Here is a 17,092-nt window from a genome sequence, read left to right on the forward strand (position 1 = left end):
TTCGGGGTTCGGGGTTCGGGGTTCGGGGTTCGGGGTTCGGGGTTCGGGGTTCGGGGTTCGGGGTTCGGGGTTCGGCAGTAGGATAAAACATAGCACCTAATATAAACATACTTTTATATTGTAAGTGAGAATTTACCTCGCTCATGTTTAGGGTCTAGGCTCTAGGCTCTAGGCTCTAGGCTCTAGGTTAAAGGTTAAAGGTTAAAGGTTAAAGGTTTTAAGCCCGTTCCCCATTCCCCGCTGCTCGTAGCCCGCCAGCTGCCAAGCTAAACACGGTGCTTGGCTTAATTTCTACCTAACACCTAATACCTAATACCTAACACCTAACCCCTGCTCTTTAACTTAAACCACCAAATAAAGTCATTAAAGCAATTAACACTAAATAAAAAAGTACATTGCGCTTAACCAGTTTGATCATGCAGGTGGCCTCAAAGGTGCAACCATAGTAGCGCTCTTCAACTTGTTCAGCCGCTAGCGCCGTATAAGTAACCACCTTGCGATTAGGGCTTGAAAAGTCAAACACGTAATGCAGCCAACAGCTAGTCCCTTTATTAAAGTTACCAATCACTAAATAGCCAAAACTGGTAATACGCGCGGGGAGCCAATCAAGCCAAAATAGTAAACGGTGGAGGAGTTTAAAATGCTTAGCAATGACTTCATCACGGTTATCACTCACTAAGTCGGCAAAGGTACGTACTAATGCATAAAAAACAGCACCAGCAACGCCCAATACCACAAACCAAAATATAACCGCACAATAAAATCGAAAGTTAACCCAAGCCAGCGTTTGCCCAACGGTTTCGCCGCCTTGTTGCTCTTGGGTGCGTTTTTGCCCTAATTGCAAAGCATACAAAGACGCAGCGGTTTGATCCCCTCGGGTCAGTGCATTTAAATACGACTTATACAAAGCGCGTTGCTTAGCACAACCAAAACAAACGAGTAACACCACCACATTAAAAACAAGTTGCCACAATGCGAAGTCAAATAAAAAATACACACACCCAACAACAATCACTGGCAGTAATAACCAAATCAAAAACCCGGTAGCCGTGCCAAATAAACCTTTATTCGTTAATAAATTAACACTGCGAGTTAAGTAGCCATTAGCGTAATAACTCATTTGCCAATGCGCAGAGCGAGCACCTAAACGCTCAAGTATCAGTGCTATTATTATTGAAACCAAAATCATGTTGTTACTCTTAGTTATTTAATTAGGTTAAAAAACTTACGCCAGTTAAAACTCGCTCCAGGGTCGGTTTTTCGCCCAGGGGCTATATCGCAATGCCCGACTATATTACTGGCTGTTATTTTTTGATAGCGCTGCATAATAGCCTGCGCCAATGCAGCTAAACTTTGATATTGCGCATCGGTATAGTTAATTGTATCTGTGCCTTCAAGCTCTATACCTATACTAAAATCATTACAATTTTGTTGCCCAGCAAAGCAGGAGCGCCCCGCATGCCATGCACGTTTTTCAAAAGGCACATACTGTGTAACTTCGCCGCAGCGCTTAATAAAACAATGCGCTGACACCTTAAGCCCCTCTAGGTCAATAAAGCTAGGGTGCGCATTACAATCAATACACCCCATAAATAAATCATCAACGTACGGAGTGTTAAATTGCCCAGCGGGCAATGAAATATTATGAATAACCAACAGCGAAATATCGCACTGAGCAGGTCGCTCGTCAAAGTGGCTACACGCCCGCTGGCTAATATTATTTATAACGCCTAAAGAATCTATTTTCATACTATTTATTTAAAACTTATGTAGCCCGCTGCCCATAGCCCGTTACCCGCATCCCGTTACCCCGTAGCTCGCAGCGCTCAGGTTAATCAACCAAAATTGATGTATATCAAGATGCTAATAGATTTAACCCTATAAAGATAGCGTAATACTAAACGATAAAATATGATTAACGTGTAAATTAAGCGCTGGCTGATTAGTTTAGTTGTTAGCAGCTTCTATTTAGTAATTAAACAGAGTAAAATTTAGTTAATTTATTATCTATTATGAGCTTTTTCATGTCTATTTCGCATACCCTAATTAGTCAACTTGTTACCTTAGCACTTGATGAAGACCTAAATTATCAAAGCGCTGAACAAGGCGATATTACCGCACAGCTTATTCCGCAAGCAGAGCAAGCCAATGCGAAAGTGATCACCCGTGAAGACTGCATTTTTTGTGGTAAAGACCTAATTATTGAAGTATTTAAACAAGTCGACCCAAGCGTAGTTGTAACTATATGCGTGAACGATGGCGACTTTGTTAGTGCCAATAGCACGCTGTTTACTGCCTCTGGGTCTGCTCGCGCTATTTTAACAGCCGAGCGCACCGCACTTAATTTTGTACAAACACTTTCAGGCACAGCCACAACTACAGCGCATTATGTAAAAGAGCTAAGTGGCACTAGCACGCAACTGCTCGATACCCGTAAAACTATTCCAGGGCTTAGAGCATTGCAAAAATATGCAGTTAAGTGTGGCGGCGGTGCAAACCACCGAATTGGTTTATTTGATGCGTTTTTAATTAAAGAAAACCACATAGCGGCCTGTGGAGGAATTAATAACGCGGTTACTCAAGCTAAGCTAAATCATGCCGATAAACATATAGAGGTTGAAGTTGAATCGTTTGATGAGCTAGAGCAAGCCATTAACGCTGGCGCCGACATCATAATGTTAGATAATTTTAACCCAGAGCAAATACGCCAAGCGGTTAGCATTACAAATAAGCGCGCAAAACTTGAAGTGTCGGGCAATATGACCCTAGAAACACTCAAAGCCTACTCGCAAGCTGGGGTCGACTTTATTTCAAGCGGTGCGCTTACAAAAAACTTACAATCAATCGATTTATCGATGCGATTTGAGTAAGTAATGCAAAAAATATTTACTCTTTATTTGCGCTAATTGATTGACAGGTTTTAAAAAAGGGCATTAAATAATTCAAAAGGATTATTTGTAACAAGTTATTAAATTAATGCGTTTTTTATAAAGCTTTTACATACAAAAGCGCAATAAACAGTGTTAGACTCATTCATATTGACTAGTTTTAAATACTTAATTAGTTAAAAAGAATGGAGAAGCATTTATAGGGACAGAGTAAAAATAAGCGATAGGGTTTATTTTACAATTAGCTTGTAACTTACGCGGGTTATAACTAACTTTTAATAGTTAGGTTTATGCTCAAGCAAGGGACGAGTAACGAATAACCGCCATGCAGTGTGTGTTTTAACGGCCAATAATTTACTGCTTAAACACAGCACTAAATTTGGCAAAATGATTTTATTTTTGTAGTAACAGGTTAAGTGAACACATAAGTTACAGTTTAAAAACTTATACCCGTTTGGCTTACCACAACATTATCCTTTAGGAGAGGAAACATGCAAACAATGACACAACAAAACCAAAAGGGTTTCACCCTAATTGAATTAATGATTGTAGTAGCAATCATCGGTATTTTGGCAGCAGTTGCACTGCCTGCGTATCAAAATTATACAGCAAAGTCTCAAGTAACAGCTTGCTTAGCGGAAATTTCACCTGGTAAAACTGCATTTGAAATTAAAATTAATGAAGGAAGTATCTCTGGGTCTATTGCTCTAACTGACCTAGGCATAAATACTAAAGCTTGCAGCTCTGCATCAGCATCATCAAATAATGATGGTTCAGGTTCTATTATTGGAAAAGTTGGCGGCGGTCCGAAAGTAAACACTAAGCAAGTTGAACTTAAAAGAACAGCTGCTGGTACTTGGTCTTGTGAATCAGATGCTGACGCTGAGCATGTTCCTACAAACTGCACAAAAGTTTAGTTGTTAACTAAAGGGCGTACAGTTAGTACGCTCTTTAACTTTTATTTAGGTTTTAAACTTGACCAATAGCAAGTATTTTTTTTTATTTTCTCCTGTATATATTCTAAGTATATTATTTTACATACCAAATATTGGTGGCTTTGGTTATTCTTTACCTTTTAACTTATTTACACTTCTAACATCAAGCTTAGTAATATTTACAGTCGTACATTGTGCCTGTCTTAAAAATCTATTTGAATATGACAATTTCTTTTTTGCTCTTTGTATATTTTTTATCTTTCTTTGTTTACCAGTTTTAATAAGTGACGAATTTCAATTTTACAAATCACTCCCTCGCTTTTTAACTATACTGTTTGGGCTACTTTATTATTTTTCATTAATGCAACTCAAACCTGAAAAGAGTTATCTCACTTTACTACTACTCCTTATTTGTACATCATCTTTTGTAAGCTCTTGTTTTTCTTTATTTCAAAATTACTTAATGACGAGTGAAAGCTACTTTGCTGTGAAAATTGAATATGGGCGACCAACTGGGATATTCCAACAAGTAAATGTATTAGCCAGTTTTACAGCTACCGGTATAGCTGTTTGTCTTTATTTACTTAATTCACTAAAAAATAAATATTTAATCTTATTTTTAATAACCTGTGTTTTTGTTAATTTTTGGGTTCTTTTTTTAACTCAATCTAGAACAGGTCTCCTTGCAGGTGCTATTCTCATTTGTTACTACTCATTTATATACTTTAAAAGTAAAGAATTCAAAAAAATCATTATATTGATCGGAATCTTAATTACGAGTCTAACTTTAGCCAAAACGTTACCCTATGGTGCTGGGAATGATTATATTACTAAAAAAGAGGTGATCAGTAGCCCTACTATTAGAATGTATATTTATCAAGATAGTTTAGAACTATTTTTACAAGAACCTATTACTGGTCACGGTTATGGCAGCTTTCATCGGCAACTAACTGACTACTCTGCAGGCAAGGCTATTGAAAGAAATAATATTAATTATGGAAAAAAAGTAACACATCCCCATAATGAACTCTTGCTTTGGATGGTGGAAGGAGGGGCTATTGCAGGAGTGGCGATTGTTTTAATATTTAGCTACTTTTGCTATCTTATTTACTACAGCAAACATAAAAATAAATTAGGTGTGTTTTTATTAAGCATGCCTATACTGTTACATACATTAACAGAACATCCTTTTTATCAATCGACTATTCACTTTGTAGTCTTTGTGACTCTTATTTACATTACTCTTAAACAATGCAACATACCCCAACGTAAAATAAACTTAAACCGCAGTCTAATAAAAATATTAAATTTACTGATAGTTTTAGGTATTGTTATATTCTCACTAACAGCATTACAATCTGTAATAAAGCTTAAAAAATATATTTATGATGAACCAAATAATCACATTTTATTGTCTCAAACTCTAAATCCGTTTATAGAATATAAATTTAAAGAAATTCAAACGAACACCTTAAAATTAGAATTCGCTTTGCAACAAAATAACTACAATGAGATTAATGAGTTTATCCTATGGTCTGAAGGTTTTTTAAAAGCTTACCCTAGTGATTATATATATTTTGAAACAATTAGAGCAATGAAGGCTCTTTTAATGATGGAGCAGGCTGAAGAGCTTAATAATAAAGCTAAATACCTTTATCCACAAAATAATTCGTGGGAAAATGGTATATGGGTTCCATCGAAAAACTAACTTTATTTGAGTGAGTTATGGCAAAAAAACAAGAAGAAAAAGGGCTCGATACATTTCAATGGGTTGGTGTAAGTGCTCGAGGAAAAAAACTTGAAGGCGAACTTTCAGGATCTAGCATTGCTTTAGTTAAAGCCCAACTACGCAAACAAGGCATTACCCCCTCAAAAGTAAAACGTAAAGCCAAGCCTTTATTTGGCCTGCAAAGCGTGAAAAAAATCACCCCAAAAGATATTGCGTTAGTTACTCGGCAAATTGCTACTATGCTGATGGCGGGTGTACCACTGATTCAATCAATTGAAATGATAGGCTCAGGCTCCACCAATAAAAGCGTGAGTAAGCTCATGAGTGCTATTGGCGATGAAGTAAGAGCTGGCCAGCCGCTATCAACAGCGCTGAGAAAATACCCTCGCTATTTTGATGATTTATATTGCGATTTAGTCGCCTCTGGTGAACAATCGGGCGCATTAGATAAAATATTTGACCGCGTTGCGCTTTATAAAGAAAAATCAGAAGCACTAAAATCGAAAATTAAAAAAGCCATGTTTTACCCTATTTCAGTGTTAGTTGTTGCTTTAATAGTAACATCTATATTGCTGATATTTGTAGTACCGCAATTTCAAGAAATATTTGCAGGTTTTGGCGCTGAGCTACCTGCTTTTACCTTATTTGTAATCGCTATTTCTGAATTTATGCAAGCCAACTGGTGGATAGCCCTCATTGGCGTTGTGGCGTTTGGTTATATATTTAAAGAAGCCCATTTAAGAAGTTTAAAACTGCGTGATGCTACCGACCGCGCCATACTTAAGCTTCCGGTTGTTGGTATGATTTTAAATAAAGCGGCTGTTGCCCGTTATGCCCGTACTTTATCCACCACCTTTGCTGCGGGTGTACCGCTGGTGGATGCTTTGGATTCTGCAGCTGGTGCCTCAGGTAATGCGGTTTATCGTTATGCTATTTTAGAAATAAAAGCCGAGGTGAGTTCAGGTAATCAAATGAACTGGGCGATGCGCAACTCTAAAATATTCCCCGATATGGTAATACAAATGGTTGCCATTGGTGAAGAGTCAGGATCGCTTGATGGCATGCTGGCAAAAGTTGCCACCATCTACGAGCAAGAAGTAGATGACGCGGTAGATGGCCTATCTAGCTTACTTGAGCCGTTAATAATGGCAGTGCTCGGCGTATTAGTTGGCGGATTAATTGTGGCCATGTACTTACCTATATTCCAACTAGGTTCAGTTATTTAGCTTCGAGCTTCGAGTTTCGAGTTTCTAGGCCCGTTACCCGAAGCCCGTTGCCCGCAACTAAAGTGCGCGGCATAAAGCCCCTCCTACAGAACAATTAAAACGCGGTGGTTCCCCGCAACTCGTAGCCCGAACCTTTAACCTTTAACCTTTAACCTTTAACCTTTAACCTTTAACCTTTAACCTAGAACCTAGAACCTAGAACCTAGAACCTAACATCCTAACTTTGCACTTATGAAAAACCACTGTATTATCAACGCAGAATTTAGTTTTAGGTAAGATAAATGCATACTTTTTTTATTGATATCATCACCGCAATGCAAAACCATTTATGGTTTTACTTAACCACGATTGGCCTAGTGAGTTTATGTATTGGTAGCTTTTTAAATGTGGTGATTTATCGCTTACCGCTAATGATGCAAAAAGAATGGCAAACTGAATGCCGCTTATTATTAGCCGATGAACTAACCAGTTCTAATACTCATCGTACAGCCGCTACTGACACGTTTAACTTAGTTAAACCCAACTCATGTTGCCCAAAGTGCAAAGCAGCCATTAAGCCATGGCAAAATATTCCCATTATTAGTTGGTTATTTTTAAAAGGTAAATGCGCAACCTGTAACAACCCAATATCAGTGCGTTACCCTCTCGTTGAAGCCATTACCGCTATTTTAAGTTTAGTGGTTGCCTACACCTTTGGCGCAACAGAGCAGGCTTTATTGTACATTGTAGTTACTTGGGCGTTGGTAGCACTGACTTTTATTGATATTGACCACATGTTACTGCCCGATCAGCTCACCTTGCCACTTTTATGGTTAGCACTAATAGCCTCGGTCATGGGCTACACCATTGCCCCTAGCGATGCCATTATTGGCGCAGCATGTGGCTATTTAAGCTTATGGAGTGTGTTTTGGTTGTTTAAATTAATAACCGGCAAAGAAGGCATGGGCTATGGCGACTTTAAGTTACTTGCGGTGTTTGGCGCTCTACTTGGCTGGCAGTCGCTATTAACCATTATTTTGCTTTCAAGCGTGGTTGGCGCAGTAATTGGTATTGCCCTACTGAGTATTCAAGGTAAAGACAAAACAACCCCAATTCCTTTTGGCCCTTACTTAGCAATAGCCGGTTGGATCACTATGCTATGGGGGTCGCAACTGCAAAACAGCTATTTTAATTTTATTGGCTACTAACTATGAGCAATACACAACATCATAAAAATAACTGGGTGCTAGGGCTAACCGGCGGGATTGGCTGCGGTAAAACTGCAGTTAGCGATATGTTGGCAGCACTAGGTATTACTATTGTGGATGCAGATATAGTGGCTCGCCAAGTGGTTGAACCCGGCACTGATGGCCTAAAAGCGATTATTGCGCATTTTGGCACTGACATACTCGATGAACATGGCGCTTTAAATCGTGGCGAGCTAAGAGCGCGTATTTTTAGTAACGCTGAGCAAAAAGCGTGGCTCAATGCCCTGCTGCACCCTTTAATACGCACTAAACTACTCACTGACTTAAAAAACGCGCAAAGCGACTACGTGGTGTTAGTTGCCCCACTATTATTTGAAAATGGGCTTGATGGCTACTGTCATCGTACTTTGCTAATAGATGTTCCCAAAGAGGTGCAAATTGCACGTACTATACAGCGCGACAATATAAGCACTGAACAAGCAAAACAAATTATTGACGCACAAATGTCTCGAGAGCATAAACAACAAAAAGCGGATGATATTTTAAATAATAACCGCAACCTAAGCGATGTAAAACAAGACTTACTTAAGCTACATAATTATTATTTACAGCAAGCAAAGTCTACAATATAGAGTGACTAACCCAATCACAGCGCAATAAACTGATATTTTTATCAGTAAATTATCTGCTGCATTGGTACGATTAATGTATTCCTTTCTTTTTTCTGATAAATTGCTGACAAATGAAGGATTAAATCAGGTGCGCAATGAATATTAACTCACCGTTATTAAGAAAATTTATTACCCTCGGCCGGGTTGATACCGATACCATAAAAGCCAGGCAGCAAGACTTTGCCTCAACCGCAGAGCTTATCTCTAAATGTGGAAAAATAGACAGTAAAGATTTAGCGCAGCAATGCATTGATTTATTTAGAGTGCCTTTTTTTGATTTAAAAGATTTTAATGTTGCACAAATTCCTGCCGAGCTAGTTAAAGAAAAGCTGATCCGCAAACACCACATTTTGCCTTTGGTACAAAAAGGCAGGAAAGTGTATATTGCCGCCTCAGATCCTACCGATTACGGCGCTTTTGAAAACTTTGAATTTAGCACGGGTTTATCGTGCGAAGTAGTTGTAGTTGACTACGTCCAGCTCGATAACAAAATTGAGCAATTACTCGATGCCACTGGCAGCTTAGATTTAAGCGCCGATGAATTTAAAGAGTTTGCTGAACTCGATTCTGAGCAGCACAAAGAACACACCCCTAAAGACGATGACAAAGACGACGCCCCGATAATTGTCTACATTAATAAAATTTTAATGGATGCAATAAAAAAAGGCGCCTCAGATTTACACTTTGAACCTTATGAACACAAATATCGTATTCGCTTTCGCATAGATGGTATTTTGTACGAAGTTGCCAGCCCGCCAAAAACATTGGCCAGTAAGCTATCGGCGCGAATAAAAGTAATGTCGCGACTGGATATTGCAGAAAAGCGTAAACCACAAGATGGCCGTATTAAGCTTAAAATCACTGAGCGTAAAAGTATTGATTTTCGTGTTAGTACCATGCCCACTTTGTGGGGCGAAAAAATTGTAATGCGTATTCTTGATTCATCAAGTGCCATGCTAGGTATTGATGTATTAGGCTATGAACCCGAGCAGAAAAAACTATACCTCGATGCACTTGAGCAACCGCAAGGAATGATTTTGGTTACCGGCCCAACCGGTTCGGGTAAAACGGTATCTTTGTATACGGGCTTAAATATACTCAATCAGCCGGAGCGGAATATTAGTACCGCTGAAGATCCGGTAGAAATTAACCTCGAAGGGGTTAACCAAGTACAAATAAATACTAAAGCCGATATGACCTTTGCTAATGCACTGCGGGCGTTTTTACGTCAAGATCCCGATGTGGTGATGGTGGGTGAAATACGTGATTTAGAAACTGCAGAAATATCAATTAAAGCGGCGCAAACCGGTCACTTGGTGCTCTCAACACTGCATACCAATTCAGCGCCAGAAACAATTACTCGTTTGTTAAATATGGGTGTACCCGCGTATAATGTGGCCAGTTCTATTAGTTTAATTATAGCTCAGCGTTTAGCCCGAAGATTATGCTCTAAATGTAAAACACCAGAGCAATTACCTCGCGAAGAGCTTATACGCCAAGGCTTTAGTGAACAACAAATTCAAGACATGGTTTTATACGCACCTAAAGGCTGTGAAAACTGTACCGATGGCTACAAAGGCCGTGTTGGTATTTACGAAGTAATGAAAATTACGCCTGAAATAGCCCAAATTATAATGCGCGGCGGTAACTCATTAGAAATTGCTGAGGTATCACTTAAAGCAGGATATAACAATTTGCGTTTATCGGGTATTCGTAAAGCTGCAGAGGGTGTGACCTCACTTGCTGAGATTAATCGTGTCACTAGTTTTTAAATAGAAAGCTTAGCTGTTTATTATAAATTGAGTCGCAAAGCCTATATTAATGTGAGAGTAAATTATGCCAACAGTGGTTAACTGCCCAACCTGTAAAGCAAAAGTAGAATGGTCAGCACAAAGTCCGAATCGCCCTTTTTGTTCAAAACGTTGCCAACTTATTGATTTAGGTGAATGGTCGTTTGAAAATAATAAAATTTCAGCGCCGATTACATCTGCAGATGAGTTCAGCCAAGACATGATTGAAGATATTGAAGCAATGATGGCAAAAAACGAAGATGACTTTTTTAAGTGATTTTTAAAGGTTCGAGGTTCGAGGTTCGAGGTTCGAGGTTCGAGGTTCGAGGTTCGAGGTTCGAGAAATTTAAAAACCTTGCTGTTAACATAGCAAGGTTTTTTTATACCTGTAGCTGCGGATTTACCCCGCATCGGTTTTAGGTTTTAGGTGCTAGGCTCGTTGCCCGTTGCTCGCAGCCAGTCGCCCTTCTACCTACGACGCTGCTGCATTTTAGCTAACTTTTCTTTTTGCTCAGCGTTAAGCAATTGCATTACTTGATGCTGGGTTTTTAATTTAATTAACCCCAATTGCTGTTTCTTATCTTGGCGTGCGGTTAATAGCTCTTTCGCCGCATTTTCGTCAAACGTTGGAGCGCTAAGTAGTGCATCCATTTTTGCTTTATGCGCTTCGCGCTGTGCTTTACGTGCTTCTTTATCGCCGCCACGTAACGCTTTCATTTGCGTTTTTTGCGCTTCAAAAATAGCTTCAAGCTTAGTTTGCTGCTCGTCGGTTAGACTAAGTTTGTCGGCGCCGCGCTCAGAGAGTAAAAAACGCGCTTGAGAATGCCCTTGCTTATCGTGCATGCCGCCTTTTGCTAATACGCTACTGGCACCAAGTGTAGCCGTTGCTAGACCACAAATAAGTACTAATTTTGAAAGTGTATTTACTTTAGTCATAATCATCACCTTAATATTGGATGGATTGAATTTGATTGTGGCTGCTTAGCCAGTGAGTTAACTATACCGCTTGCAACGCAAAGTAACGCAAAGCAGTGTAAAGGTTGTGTAAAGATTCACTTTTACACAATTTAAGAAGTAAAATATCCATATAGAAATTGCCTAAGGGTTTGAAATGAAGCTATTAATGATTGATGACGACACAGGTTTGTGCGAACTACTCACTGAATATTTAGCCGCGCAAGGCTTTGACGTACAAAGCGTTCACGATGGCGAGCAAGGCTTAAAGCTTGCTTTGTCAAATGACTACGCGCTGATATTGCTTGATGTAATGCTCCCCACCCTTGATGGCTTTGAAGTACTTAGACAACTTAGGCAAACCAAGCTAACTCCGGTCATTATGCTCACTGCAAAAGGCGAAGACTTTGACCGCATTTTTGGCCTAGAGCTTGGCGCAGACGATTACATAGCTAAACCCTTTAATCACCGCGAGTTGCTTGCCCGTGTAAAAGCCATTACCCGCCGCATAGAGCACATTAATAGCCTAAACGTTGCAACGCCTAGCAAAATGAATGTAAATGGCATTACAGTTAATTTGGCAGCCCGAGAGGCCGCTATTAACGAGCACACCCTCACACTGACTGGCACAGAGTACGAAGTACTGGTGTTATTGATTAAAAATGCCGGCGAAGTTGTCAGCAAAGAGCAAATAAGTGAAGAAGTGCTCGGGAGGCGCTTAGCTTCGTTTGACCGCTCAATTGATATGCATGTGAGTAATATTCGAAAAAAAATAGCCGAGCATATCGCGGGTGAAAAAATTAAAACTATTCGAGGGACGGGTTATGTCTTTATCCAAGGAGAGTAAAGTAACGCGTTTTAGCTGGTTAAGACACCCTCGACATTATTTGTTTTTTAAAGTCTTTGCTTGGTTTTGGCTAACGATCATTGGCACTTTTACTGCGCTATTTTTCTTAAGTAATATTTCGCTGATCAATGCTATTAGCCATGACCCCCTAAAAGGGCCCATGCAAAAAAATCTAGAACACTTGGCTCGAGGTATCGAACGTAGTGCACATAAACACAAGCGCTCTATTCATGACATTATTACTCACCCGCGTTTGAGTAAACGCAAGTTACTTTATTTAAATTCACTAAGTAGCGATGAGTTTTTGATCAGTAAAAAAGTTGAGAATAATATTGATTTTAGCTTACTGAACTTTAGTGAAGGCATGCCACCTCAAATTATTTTTACTGAATATTACCAAGCTTTTGGCCCTGTGCGCATTCGAGTACCTGAAGGCGAATTTGCGTTATATGAAATCGATATAAATCAACAGCGACCGCTCTTTATTCGCTTAAGATTGTTGCCGGTTTGGTTAAAAATTTCTATCGCCATTATCGCCTCACTTACATTAAGTTTTTTATTTAGTCGTAATTTAATTGCCCCTATAAATAGTTTAAAACAAGCTGCAATTAGGCTCTCAAATGGCGATTTAAGTGCGCGCGCATCAATAAATAGTCAACGAAAAGATGAGCTTGGAGTTTTAGGACGCGATTTTAACCGTATGGCTGATCAATTAGAGCAACTACTTAGCGCTCAAAAGCGTTTACTTGCCGATATATCCCATGAATTGCGCTCCCCACTAACACGCTTAAAAATGGCCACAGGGCTGGCGCAAATGCAAGCGAGTGAGGCCAGCCAATCGTATTTATTGCGTATTGAAAAAGAAGCAAATCAACTTGATAAAATGATAGCCGATGTATTGCAGGTATCGCGCTTAGAAGCCAATAGCCAACCTTTATCACTGCAAGCGCAGTCGTTACAAGTTATTGTTGACCATGTGATTAACGATGCTCAGTTTGAAGCAAAACAGCACAATAAAACGCTGCATATTCAAGGTGATGCTGAGGTAAATATAGAGTGCGACGAAATGCTGATTGCCAGTGCTCTAGAAAATATTTTACGTAATGCAATTAAATACGCACAACATACTATTAGCATCACCTTAAAACACAGTGATATTATTACTATACAAATATGTGATGACGGCCCTGGCGTTCCCGCAGCGCAACTTGATAAACTATGTGAGCCATTTTTTAGGCAATCAGACGCCCGCGACCGAGTCAGCGGCGGCACTGGGCTGGGTTTAGCCATTGCAAAAAATGCGGTGATTGCCCACGGCGGAAATTTAGCTTTATCAAATAAGGACGCTGGCGGGTTATGCGTTGAGATAAGCTTACCAATACAAAAGAGAGACCATGTTCTATAGCAATGAAAGCGAGCTTAAAAGTAACCTGCCTGCCATTAATGAGTTTTATACTAATACACTCAAAAAAGCCTATTTAAGCACGGCTGCCGGTAAATTATTTTATGCTTACGCTAAGCCTAAACAGGCTCACACTGCCATTGTTATTAGTTCTGGGCGCATTGAAGGACTCGATAAATACAAAGAGCTGCTTTGGGAGCTTTATTGTAATAATTTTGCTGTTTTTATTGTTGATCACCAAGGCCAAGGGCGCTCTTATCGGTTATTAAAAAACCCCCATAAAGGCTATGTCAAACAATTTGAAGATTACAGTCACGATCTCAATCAATTCAATCTTGAGGTGGTAAAGCAGCATTGGCAAGGTAAAAAACTACTGCTTAGCCATTCAATGGGCGGCGCTATTGCGTTTGATTACTTAGCACGTTACTCACATGACTTTAGTGGGGCGTTTTTATCTGCGCCCATGTTTGATATTCATACTAAAGGAATACCAAAACCCGTAGCACAGTTTATCGCCGCCAGTGCGTCATTATTAGGGTTCTCAGGGTGTTATGCGTTAGGACAAAGCGATTATACACCTGAAGAGTTTGCGCTTAACACTTTAACCAGTAGCCAAATACGCTATGATCAATTTAGGGCAACTTATCAGCAAACGCCACTATTACAATTAGGCGGTGTTACCTATGGCTGGCTGCATACTGTTTTTTCATTTATTAAAGCGCTCGATAAACTATCCATAACAACCCCGTTATTTATAGCCAGCGCAGAAAATGACGAAGTGGTTGATAACCAAGCTCAGCATAAGCTTGCAAGCCGACATAAAAACACCCTAATAAAGCAGTTTAAAGGGGCTAAGCACGAGCTGTTTTTTGAGCGGGACGAAATTCGCCAACCATTGCTAACAAGCCTTTATAAATTTTGTGATTCAATAGGTTAACTACTAAGCGACAGCGGATCTAGGTGAATCAAAATATCAACTTCAGATTCAAATTGCTGAGTGATCATCAGCTCCACTTCATCTGCCACTTTATGGGCACGAATAAGCGGTAAATTGTCATCAAGCTCTAAATGCAGTTGAATAAACTTAACTTTACCGCCCTGTCGAGTGCGAATACCGTGAACGCCATAAACATCATTATGGTTACGCGCTATTTCAAAAATACTTTGCTTTTCTTCATCGGGTAGCTCTTTGTCCATTAAATGCGAGGCACTTTCGGTTGCTATATCCCAACTGTTATACAATAAATAACCTGCCACACCGATAGCAAACAATGGGTCGGCATACAGTACGCCATAATAGGCGAGTAAAATAGCAAGCAATACCGCCACATTTAAAATTAAATCGCCCTTGTAGTGAACGGAGTCGGCTTTTATAGCGATTGATTCTGTGTGCTTCACGACTTTATTTTGCACATATACAATTACCAAGGTACAAGCAATGGCAAAAATACTCACCCATACACCTAATAATGAGTGCGAAAGCTCTACTGGGTTTATTAATCGCTCGATACCGTGAAACATTAATAAACAACCCGAGCCCGCAATAAATGCGGCTTGGCCTAACCCTGCAAGCGCCTCCGCTTTACCGTGACCAAACCGGTGGTCATCATCCGCAGGACGCAGTGCATACGATAAAACTAAAAAGCTCATTAGCGTCGCGGTAATATCCATTAATGAATCAGTGAGTGAGCCAAGCATCGACGCCGAACCCGACGCCAGCCAAGCCCATGCTTTGGTCGCAATCATTAGGCTCACCATGACCATGGTCACTATGCTTGAAGCTTTGACCCAAAATTCATAACTGCGATTATGCACGTATCTGTCCAAGTGTAAGTTGTATTTAATGTTTGTAGTATATCATTTTTTATTCATTGTTCGTGTATACTGAGCCAGTCAAATTAAAGATTTTATAGGGCTTATTGTGCTGGATATTGTTTTATACCAACCTGAAATTCCGCCTAACACCGGGAATATCATTCGTTTATGTGCCAATACTGGCTATTCATTGCATTTAATTGAACCGTTAGGGTTTGAGTGGGATGACAAACGTGTAAAACGCGCTGGACTTGACTATCACGAATTTAGCCATGTACAACGCCATGCCTCATTTGATGCTTACTTAGAAAAGTGCCAACCTAAAAAGGTGTATGCTTGCACTACTAAAGGTAGCCAATTTCATCACCAAGCACAGTATGAAGCGGGTGATTGCTTAGTATTCGGCCCAGAAACCCGAGGCTTACCTGATGACATGATTCAAGCACTGCCAAACGAGCAACGCGTGCGTATACCTATGCAAGCCGATAGTCGCAGTATGAATCTGTCTAATGCAGTAGCTGTGTTTGTGTATGAATCTTGGCGCCAGCTTGGCTTTGTAAACGCGCAATAAGGTTTTAGGTTTTAGGTTTTAGGTTTTAGGTAAACAAAATAACTGTCACCTAAAACCTAGCAGTTCGTTTTATTCTGACTTTTGTTCACGACCTAATAAGGCCATAGCAGCTGCTTTCATGTCTTTATTTTCATAGAGTACTTTGTATATTTGCTCGGTAATTGGCATTTCCACACCAGCGCGTTGAGCTAGTAAGTACACTTCTTTGGTATTTCTAAAGCCTTCAACTACTTGGCCGATTGATGCAATGGCATCATCAACACTCTCACCTTTGCCTAAGGCTAAACCAAAACGGCGATTGCGCGATTGGTTATCGGTACAGGTCAGAATTAAATCACCTAACCCAGCCATGCCCATAAAGGTTTCAGGTTTTGCACCCAGTGCACACCCTAAACGCGACAACTCTGCTAAACCACGAGTGATAAGCGCGGTACGAGCATTTGCACCAAACCCCACTCCATCAGAAATTCCCGCACCAATGGCAATCACGTTTTTAACCGCACCACCGAGCTGTATACCAATAAAATCATCATTGTTATACACCCTAAACGAGCGCCCGCAATGCAATAAATCGGCTATTTGTTTAGCAAATGCCGATGATGTTGATGACACCGAAATTGCAGTTGGTGATCCCATCGCCATTTCTTTGGCAAAGGTTGGCCCTGAAAGTACCGCTAATGGCACCTCTTCACCTAGCTCTTGCACTGCCACTTCTTGTAACAAACGCCCAGTATTTGGCTCTAGCCCTTTGGTGGCCCATGCTATTTTTGCATTTGGGCGCAAAGCAGGTTTGATTTGCTTTAATGTGTCAGCAAATGCGTGGCTTGGCACAACAACCAAAACAATATCGCTACTTTGCGTTGCACGCTGTAAATCTGCTTCAAGGATTAAGGTGTCAGGAAAAGGAATATCAGGTAAGTAACGTTGATTTTTTCGCTCAGCTGCAAGCGTCGCAACGTCTTGGCTATTGCGTCCCCATAAAGTCACTTTGTGGCCATTTCGGGCTAAACAAATAGCAAGGGCGGTGCCATACGACCCCGCCCCTAAAACAGTAACAGCTGATGTGGCTGTATTCAT

17 protein-coding genes are annotated in these 17,092 nt (G+C 40.2%); 12 read left to right on the top strand and 5 right to left on the bottom strand.

All coding sequences use genetic code 11. The features are described from left to right. Positions 1-337: 337 nt before the first annotated feature. A complete protein-coding gene (gene ampE / locus MTN96_RS20065; protein ID WP_248532608.1) occupies positions 338-1,189 on the bottom strand; it encodes a beta-lactamase regulator AmpE in 852 nt (283 codons plus the stop codon). Positions 1,190-1,203: 14 nt separating this feature from the next. Continuing rightward, positions 1,204-1,749 (bottom strand): 1,6-anhydro-N-acetylmuramyl-L-alanine amidase AmpD, encoded by a 546-nt coding sequence (gene ampD, locus MTN96_RS20070; protein WP_248532609.1) that lies wholly within the window; start codon positions 1,747-1,749, stop codon positions 1,204-1,206. Positions 1,750-2,024: 275 nt separating this feature from the next. On the opposite strand from ampD, the gene nadC reads away from it, so the two are divergent. From nadC to yacG, 8 genes are all read left to right on the top strand, one after another. Beyond that, positions 2,025-2,870, top strand: a complete 846-nt coding sequence (gene nadC / locus MTN96_RS20075; protein WP_248532610.1) for a carboxylating nicotinate-nucleotide diphosphorylase — start codon at positions 2,025-2,027, stop codon at positions 2,868-2,870. 509 nt (positions 2,871-3,379) lie between these two features. Continuing rightward, positions 3,380-3,805 carry a pilin gene (locus MTN96_RS37065; RefSeq protein ID WP_282452077.1) on the top strand — a complete coding sequence of 142 codons (426 nt, stop codon included), beginning with the start codon at positions 3,380-3,382 and terminating at the stop codon, positions 3,803-3,805. A gap of 58 nt (positions 3,806-3,863) precedes the next feature. Next, positions 3,864-5,531 carry a PglL family O-oligosaccharyltransferase gene (locus MTN96_RS20090; protein ID WP_248532611.1) on the top strand — a complete coding sequence of 556 codons (1,668 nt, stop codon included), beginning with the start codon at positions 3,864-3,866 and terminating at the stop codon, positions 5,529-5,531. A gap of 17 nt (positions 5,532-5,548) precedes the next feature. Further along, complete coding sequence (locus tag MTN96_RS20095; protein WP_248532612.1) at positions 5,549-6,778, top strand: type II secretion system F family protein; 1,230 nt, start codon at positions 5,549-5,551, stop codon at positions 6,776-6,778. Positions 6,779-7,059: 281 nt separating this feature from the next. Beyond that, the gene (locus tag MTN96_RS20100) at positions 7,060-7,965 is read left to right on the top strand and encodes an A24 family peptidase (RefSeq protein WP_282452078.1); all 906 of its coding nucleotides are present in this window, start codon (positions 7,060-7,062) and stop codon (positions 7,963-7,965) included. A 2-nt stretch (positions 7,966-7,967) separates the two neighbouring features. Continuing rightward, positions 7,968-8,597, top strand: a complete 630-nt coding sequence (coaE, locus tag MTN96_RS20105; RefSeq protein WP_248532613.1) for a dephospho-CoA kinase — start codon at positions 7,968-7,970, stop codon at positions 8,595-8,597. Between the two features lie 134 nt (positions 8,598-8,731). After that, entirely contained in the window at positions 8,732-10,408 is a 1,677-nt protein-coding gene (gene pilB / locus MTN96_RS20110) for a type IV-A pilus assembly ATPase PilB (protein ID WP_248532614.1), read from the top strand. 64 nt (positions 10,409-10,472) lie between these two features. Beyond that, on the top strand, positions 10,473-10,703 hold the full coding sequence (gene yacG, locus MTN96_RS20115) for a DNA gyrase inhibitor YacG (protein ID WP_024601728.1): 231 nt from the start codon (positions 10,473-10,475) through the stop codon (positions 10,701-10,703). A 191-nt stretch (positions 10,704-10,894) separates the two neighbouring features. Here yacG and MTN96_RS20120 read toward each other — a convergent pair whose 3' ends face one another. After that, positions 10,895-11,362 carry a Spy/CpxP family protein refolding chaperone gene (locus MTN96_RS20120; protein ID WP_248532615.1) on the bottom strand — a complete coding sequence of 156 codons (468 nt, stop codon included), beginning with the start codon at positions 11,360-11,362 and terminating at the stop codon, positions 10,895-10,897. Positions 11,363-11,537: 175 nt separating this feature from the next. On the opposite strand from MTN96_RS20120, the gene MTN96_RS20125 reads away from it, so the two are divergent. From MTN96_RS20125 to MTN96_RS20135, 3 genes are read left to right on the top strand one after another with little or no spacing between them, the layout of a single operon-like run. Beyond that, entirely contained in the window at positions 11,538-12,227 is a 690-nt protein-coding gene (locus MTN96_RS20125) for a response regulator transcription factor (protein WP_248532616.1), read from the top strand. Further along, complete coding sequence (locus MTN96_RS20130; RefSeq protein WP_248532617.1) at positions 12,205-13,632, top strand: ATP-binding protein; 1,428 nt, start codon at positions 12,205-12,207, stop codon at positions 13,630-13,632. Before MTN96_RS20125 ends, MTN96_RS20130 begins: the two co-directional genes overlap by 23 nt. After that, a complete protein-coding gene (locus MTN96_RS20135) occupies positions 13,622-14,566 on the top strand; it encodes an alpha/beta fold hydrolase (RefSeq protein ID WP_096038790.1) in 945 nt (314 codons plus the stop codon). Before MTN96_RS20130 ends, MTN96_RS20135 begins: the two co-directional genes overlap by 11 nt. Here MTN96_RS20135 and MTN96_RS20140 read toward each other — a convergent pair. Next, positions 14,563-15,393 (bottom strand): cation diffusion facilitator family transporter, encoded by an 831-nt coding sequence (locus tag MTN96_RS20140; RefSeq protein WP_282452081.1) that lies wholly within the window; start codon positions 15,391-15,393, stop codon positions 14,563-14,565. The two genes, MTN96_RS20135 and MTN96_RS20140, sit on opposite strands and share 4 nt — an antisense overlap. Positions 15,394-15,550: 157 nt before the next feature. Between MTN96_RS20140 and trmL the strand changes: the two genes are divergently transcribed. Continuing rightward, positions 15,551-16,015, top strand: a complete 465-nt coding sequence (gene trmL, locus MTN96_RS20145) for a tRNA (uridine(34)/cytosine(34)/5-carboxymethylaminomethyluridine(34)-2'-O)-methyltransferase TrmL (protein WP_013465943.1) — start codon at positions 15,551-15,553, stop codon at positions 16,013-16,015. 69 nt (positions 16,016-16,084) lie between these two features. Here trmL and gpsA read toward each other — a convergent pair whose 3' ends face one another. Then, a complete protein-coding gene (gene gpsA, locus MTN96_RS20150; protein ID WP_013465944.1) occupies positions 16,085-17,092 on the bottom strand; it encodes an NAD(P)H-dependent glycerol-3-phosphate dehydrogenase in 1,008 nt (335 codons plus the stop codon).

The sequence above is a fragment of the Pseudoalteromonas sp. 2CM28B genome, from assembly GCF_023161935.1.

Excerpts from the sequence above, each read along its gene's own strand:
- gpsA (WP_013465944.1), bottom strand. The coding sequence starts at position 17,092 with ATGAATACAGCCACATCAGCTGTTACTGTTTTAGGGGCGGGGTCGTAT.
- pilB (WP_248532614.1), top strand. The coding sequence starts at position 8,732 with ATGAATATTAACTCACCGTTATTAAGAAAATTTATTACCCTCGGCCGG.
- coaE (WP_248532613.1), top strand. The coding sequence starts at position 7,968 with ATGAGCAATACACAACATCATAAAAATAACTGGGTGCTAGGGCTAACC.
- yacG (WP_024601728.1), top strand. The coding sequence starts at position 10,473 with ATGCCAACAGTGGTTAACTGCCCAACCTGTAAAGCAAAAGTAGAATGG.
- MTN96_RS37065 (WP_282452077.1), top strand. The coding sequence starts at position 3,380 with ATGCAAACAATGACACAACAAAACCAAAAGGGTTTCACCCTAATTGAA.
- ampD (WP_248532609.1), bottom strand. The coding sequence starts at position 1,749 with ATGAAAATAGATTCTTTAGGCGTTATAAATAATATTAGCCAGCGGGCG.
- MTN96_RS20130 (WP_248532617.1), top strand. The coding sequence starts at position 12,205 with ATGTCTTTATCCAAGGAGAGTAAAGTAACGCGTTTTAGCTGGTTAAGA.
- MTN96_RS20135 (WP_096038790.1), top strand. The coding sequence starts at position 13,622 with ATGTTCTATAGCAATGAAAGCGAGCTTAAAAGTAACCTGCCTGCCATT.
- nadC (WP_248532610.1), top strand. The coding sequence starts at position 2,025 with ATGTCTATTTCGCATACCCTAATTAGTCAACTTGTTACCTTAGCACTT.
- MTN96_RS20125 (WP_248532616.1), top strand. The coding sequence starts at position 11,538 with ATGAAGCTATTAATGATTGATGACGACACAGGTTTGTGCGAACTACTC.
- MTN96_RS20100 (WP_282452078.1), top strand. The coding sequence starts at position 7,060 with ATGCATACTTTTTTTATTGATATCATCACCGCAATGCAAAACCATTTA.
- MTN96_RS20120 (WP_248532615.1), bottom strand. The coding sequence starts at position 11,362 with ATGACTAAAGTAAATACACTTTCAAAATTAGTACTTATTTGTGGTCTA.
- ampE (WP_248532608.1), bottom strand. The coding sequence starts at position 1,189 with ATGATTTTGGTTTCAATAATAATAGCACTGATACTTGAGCGTTTAGGT.
- MTN96_RS20140 (WP_282452081.1), bottom strand. The coding sequence starts at position 15,393 with ATGGTCATGGTGAGCCTAATGATTGCGACCAAAGCATGGGCTTGGCTG.
- MTN96_RS20095 (WP_248532612.1), top strand. The coding sequence starts at position 5,549 with ATGGCAAAAAAACAAGAAGAAAAAGGGCTCGATACATTTCAATGGGTT.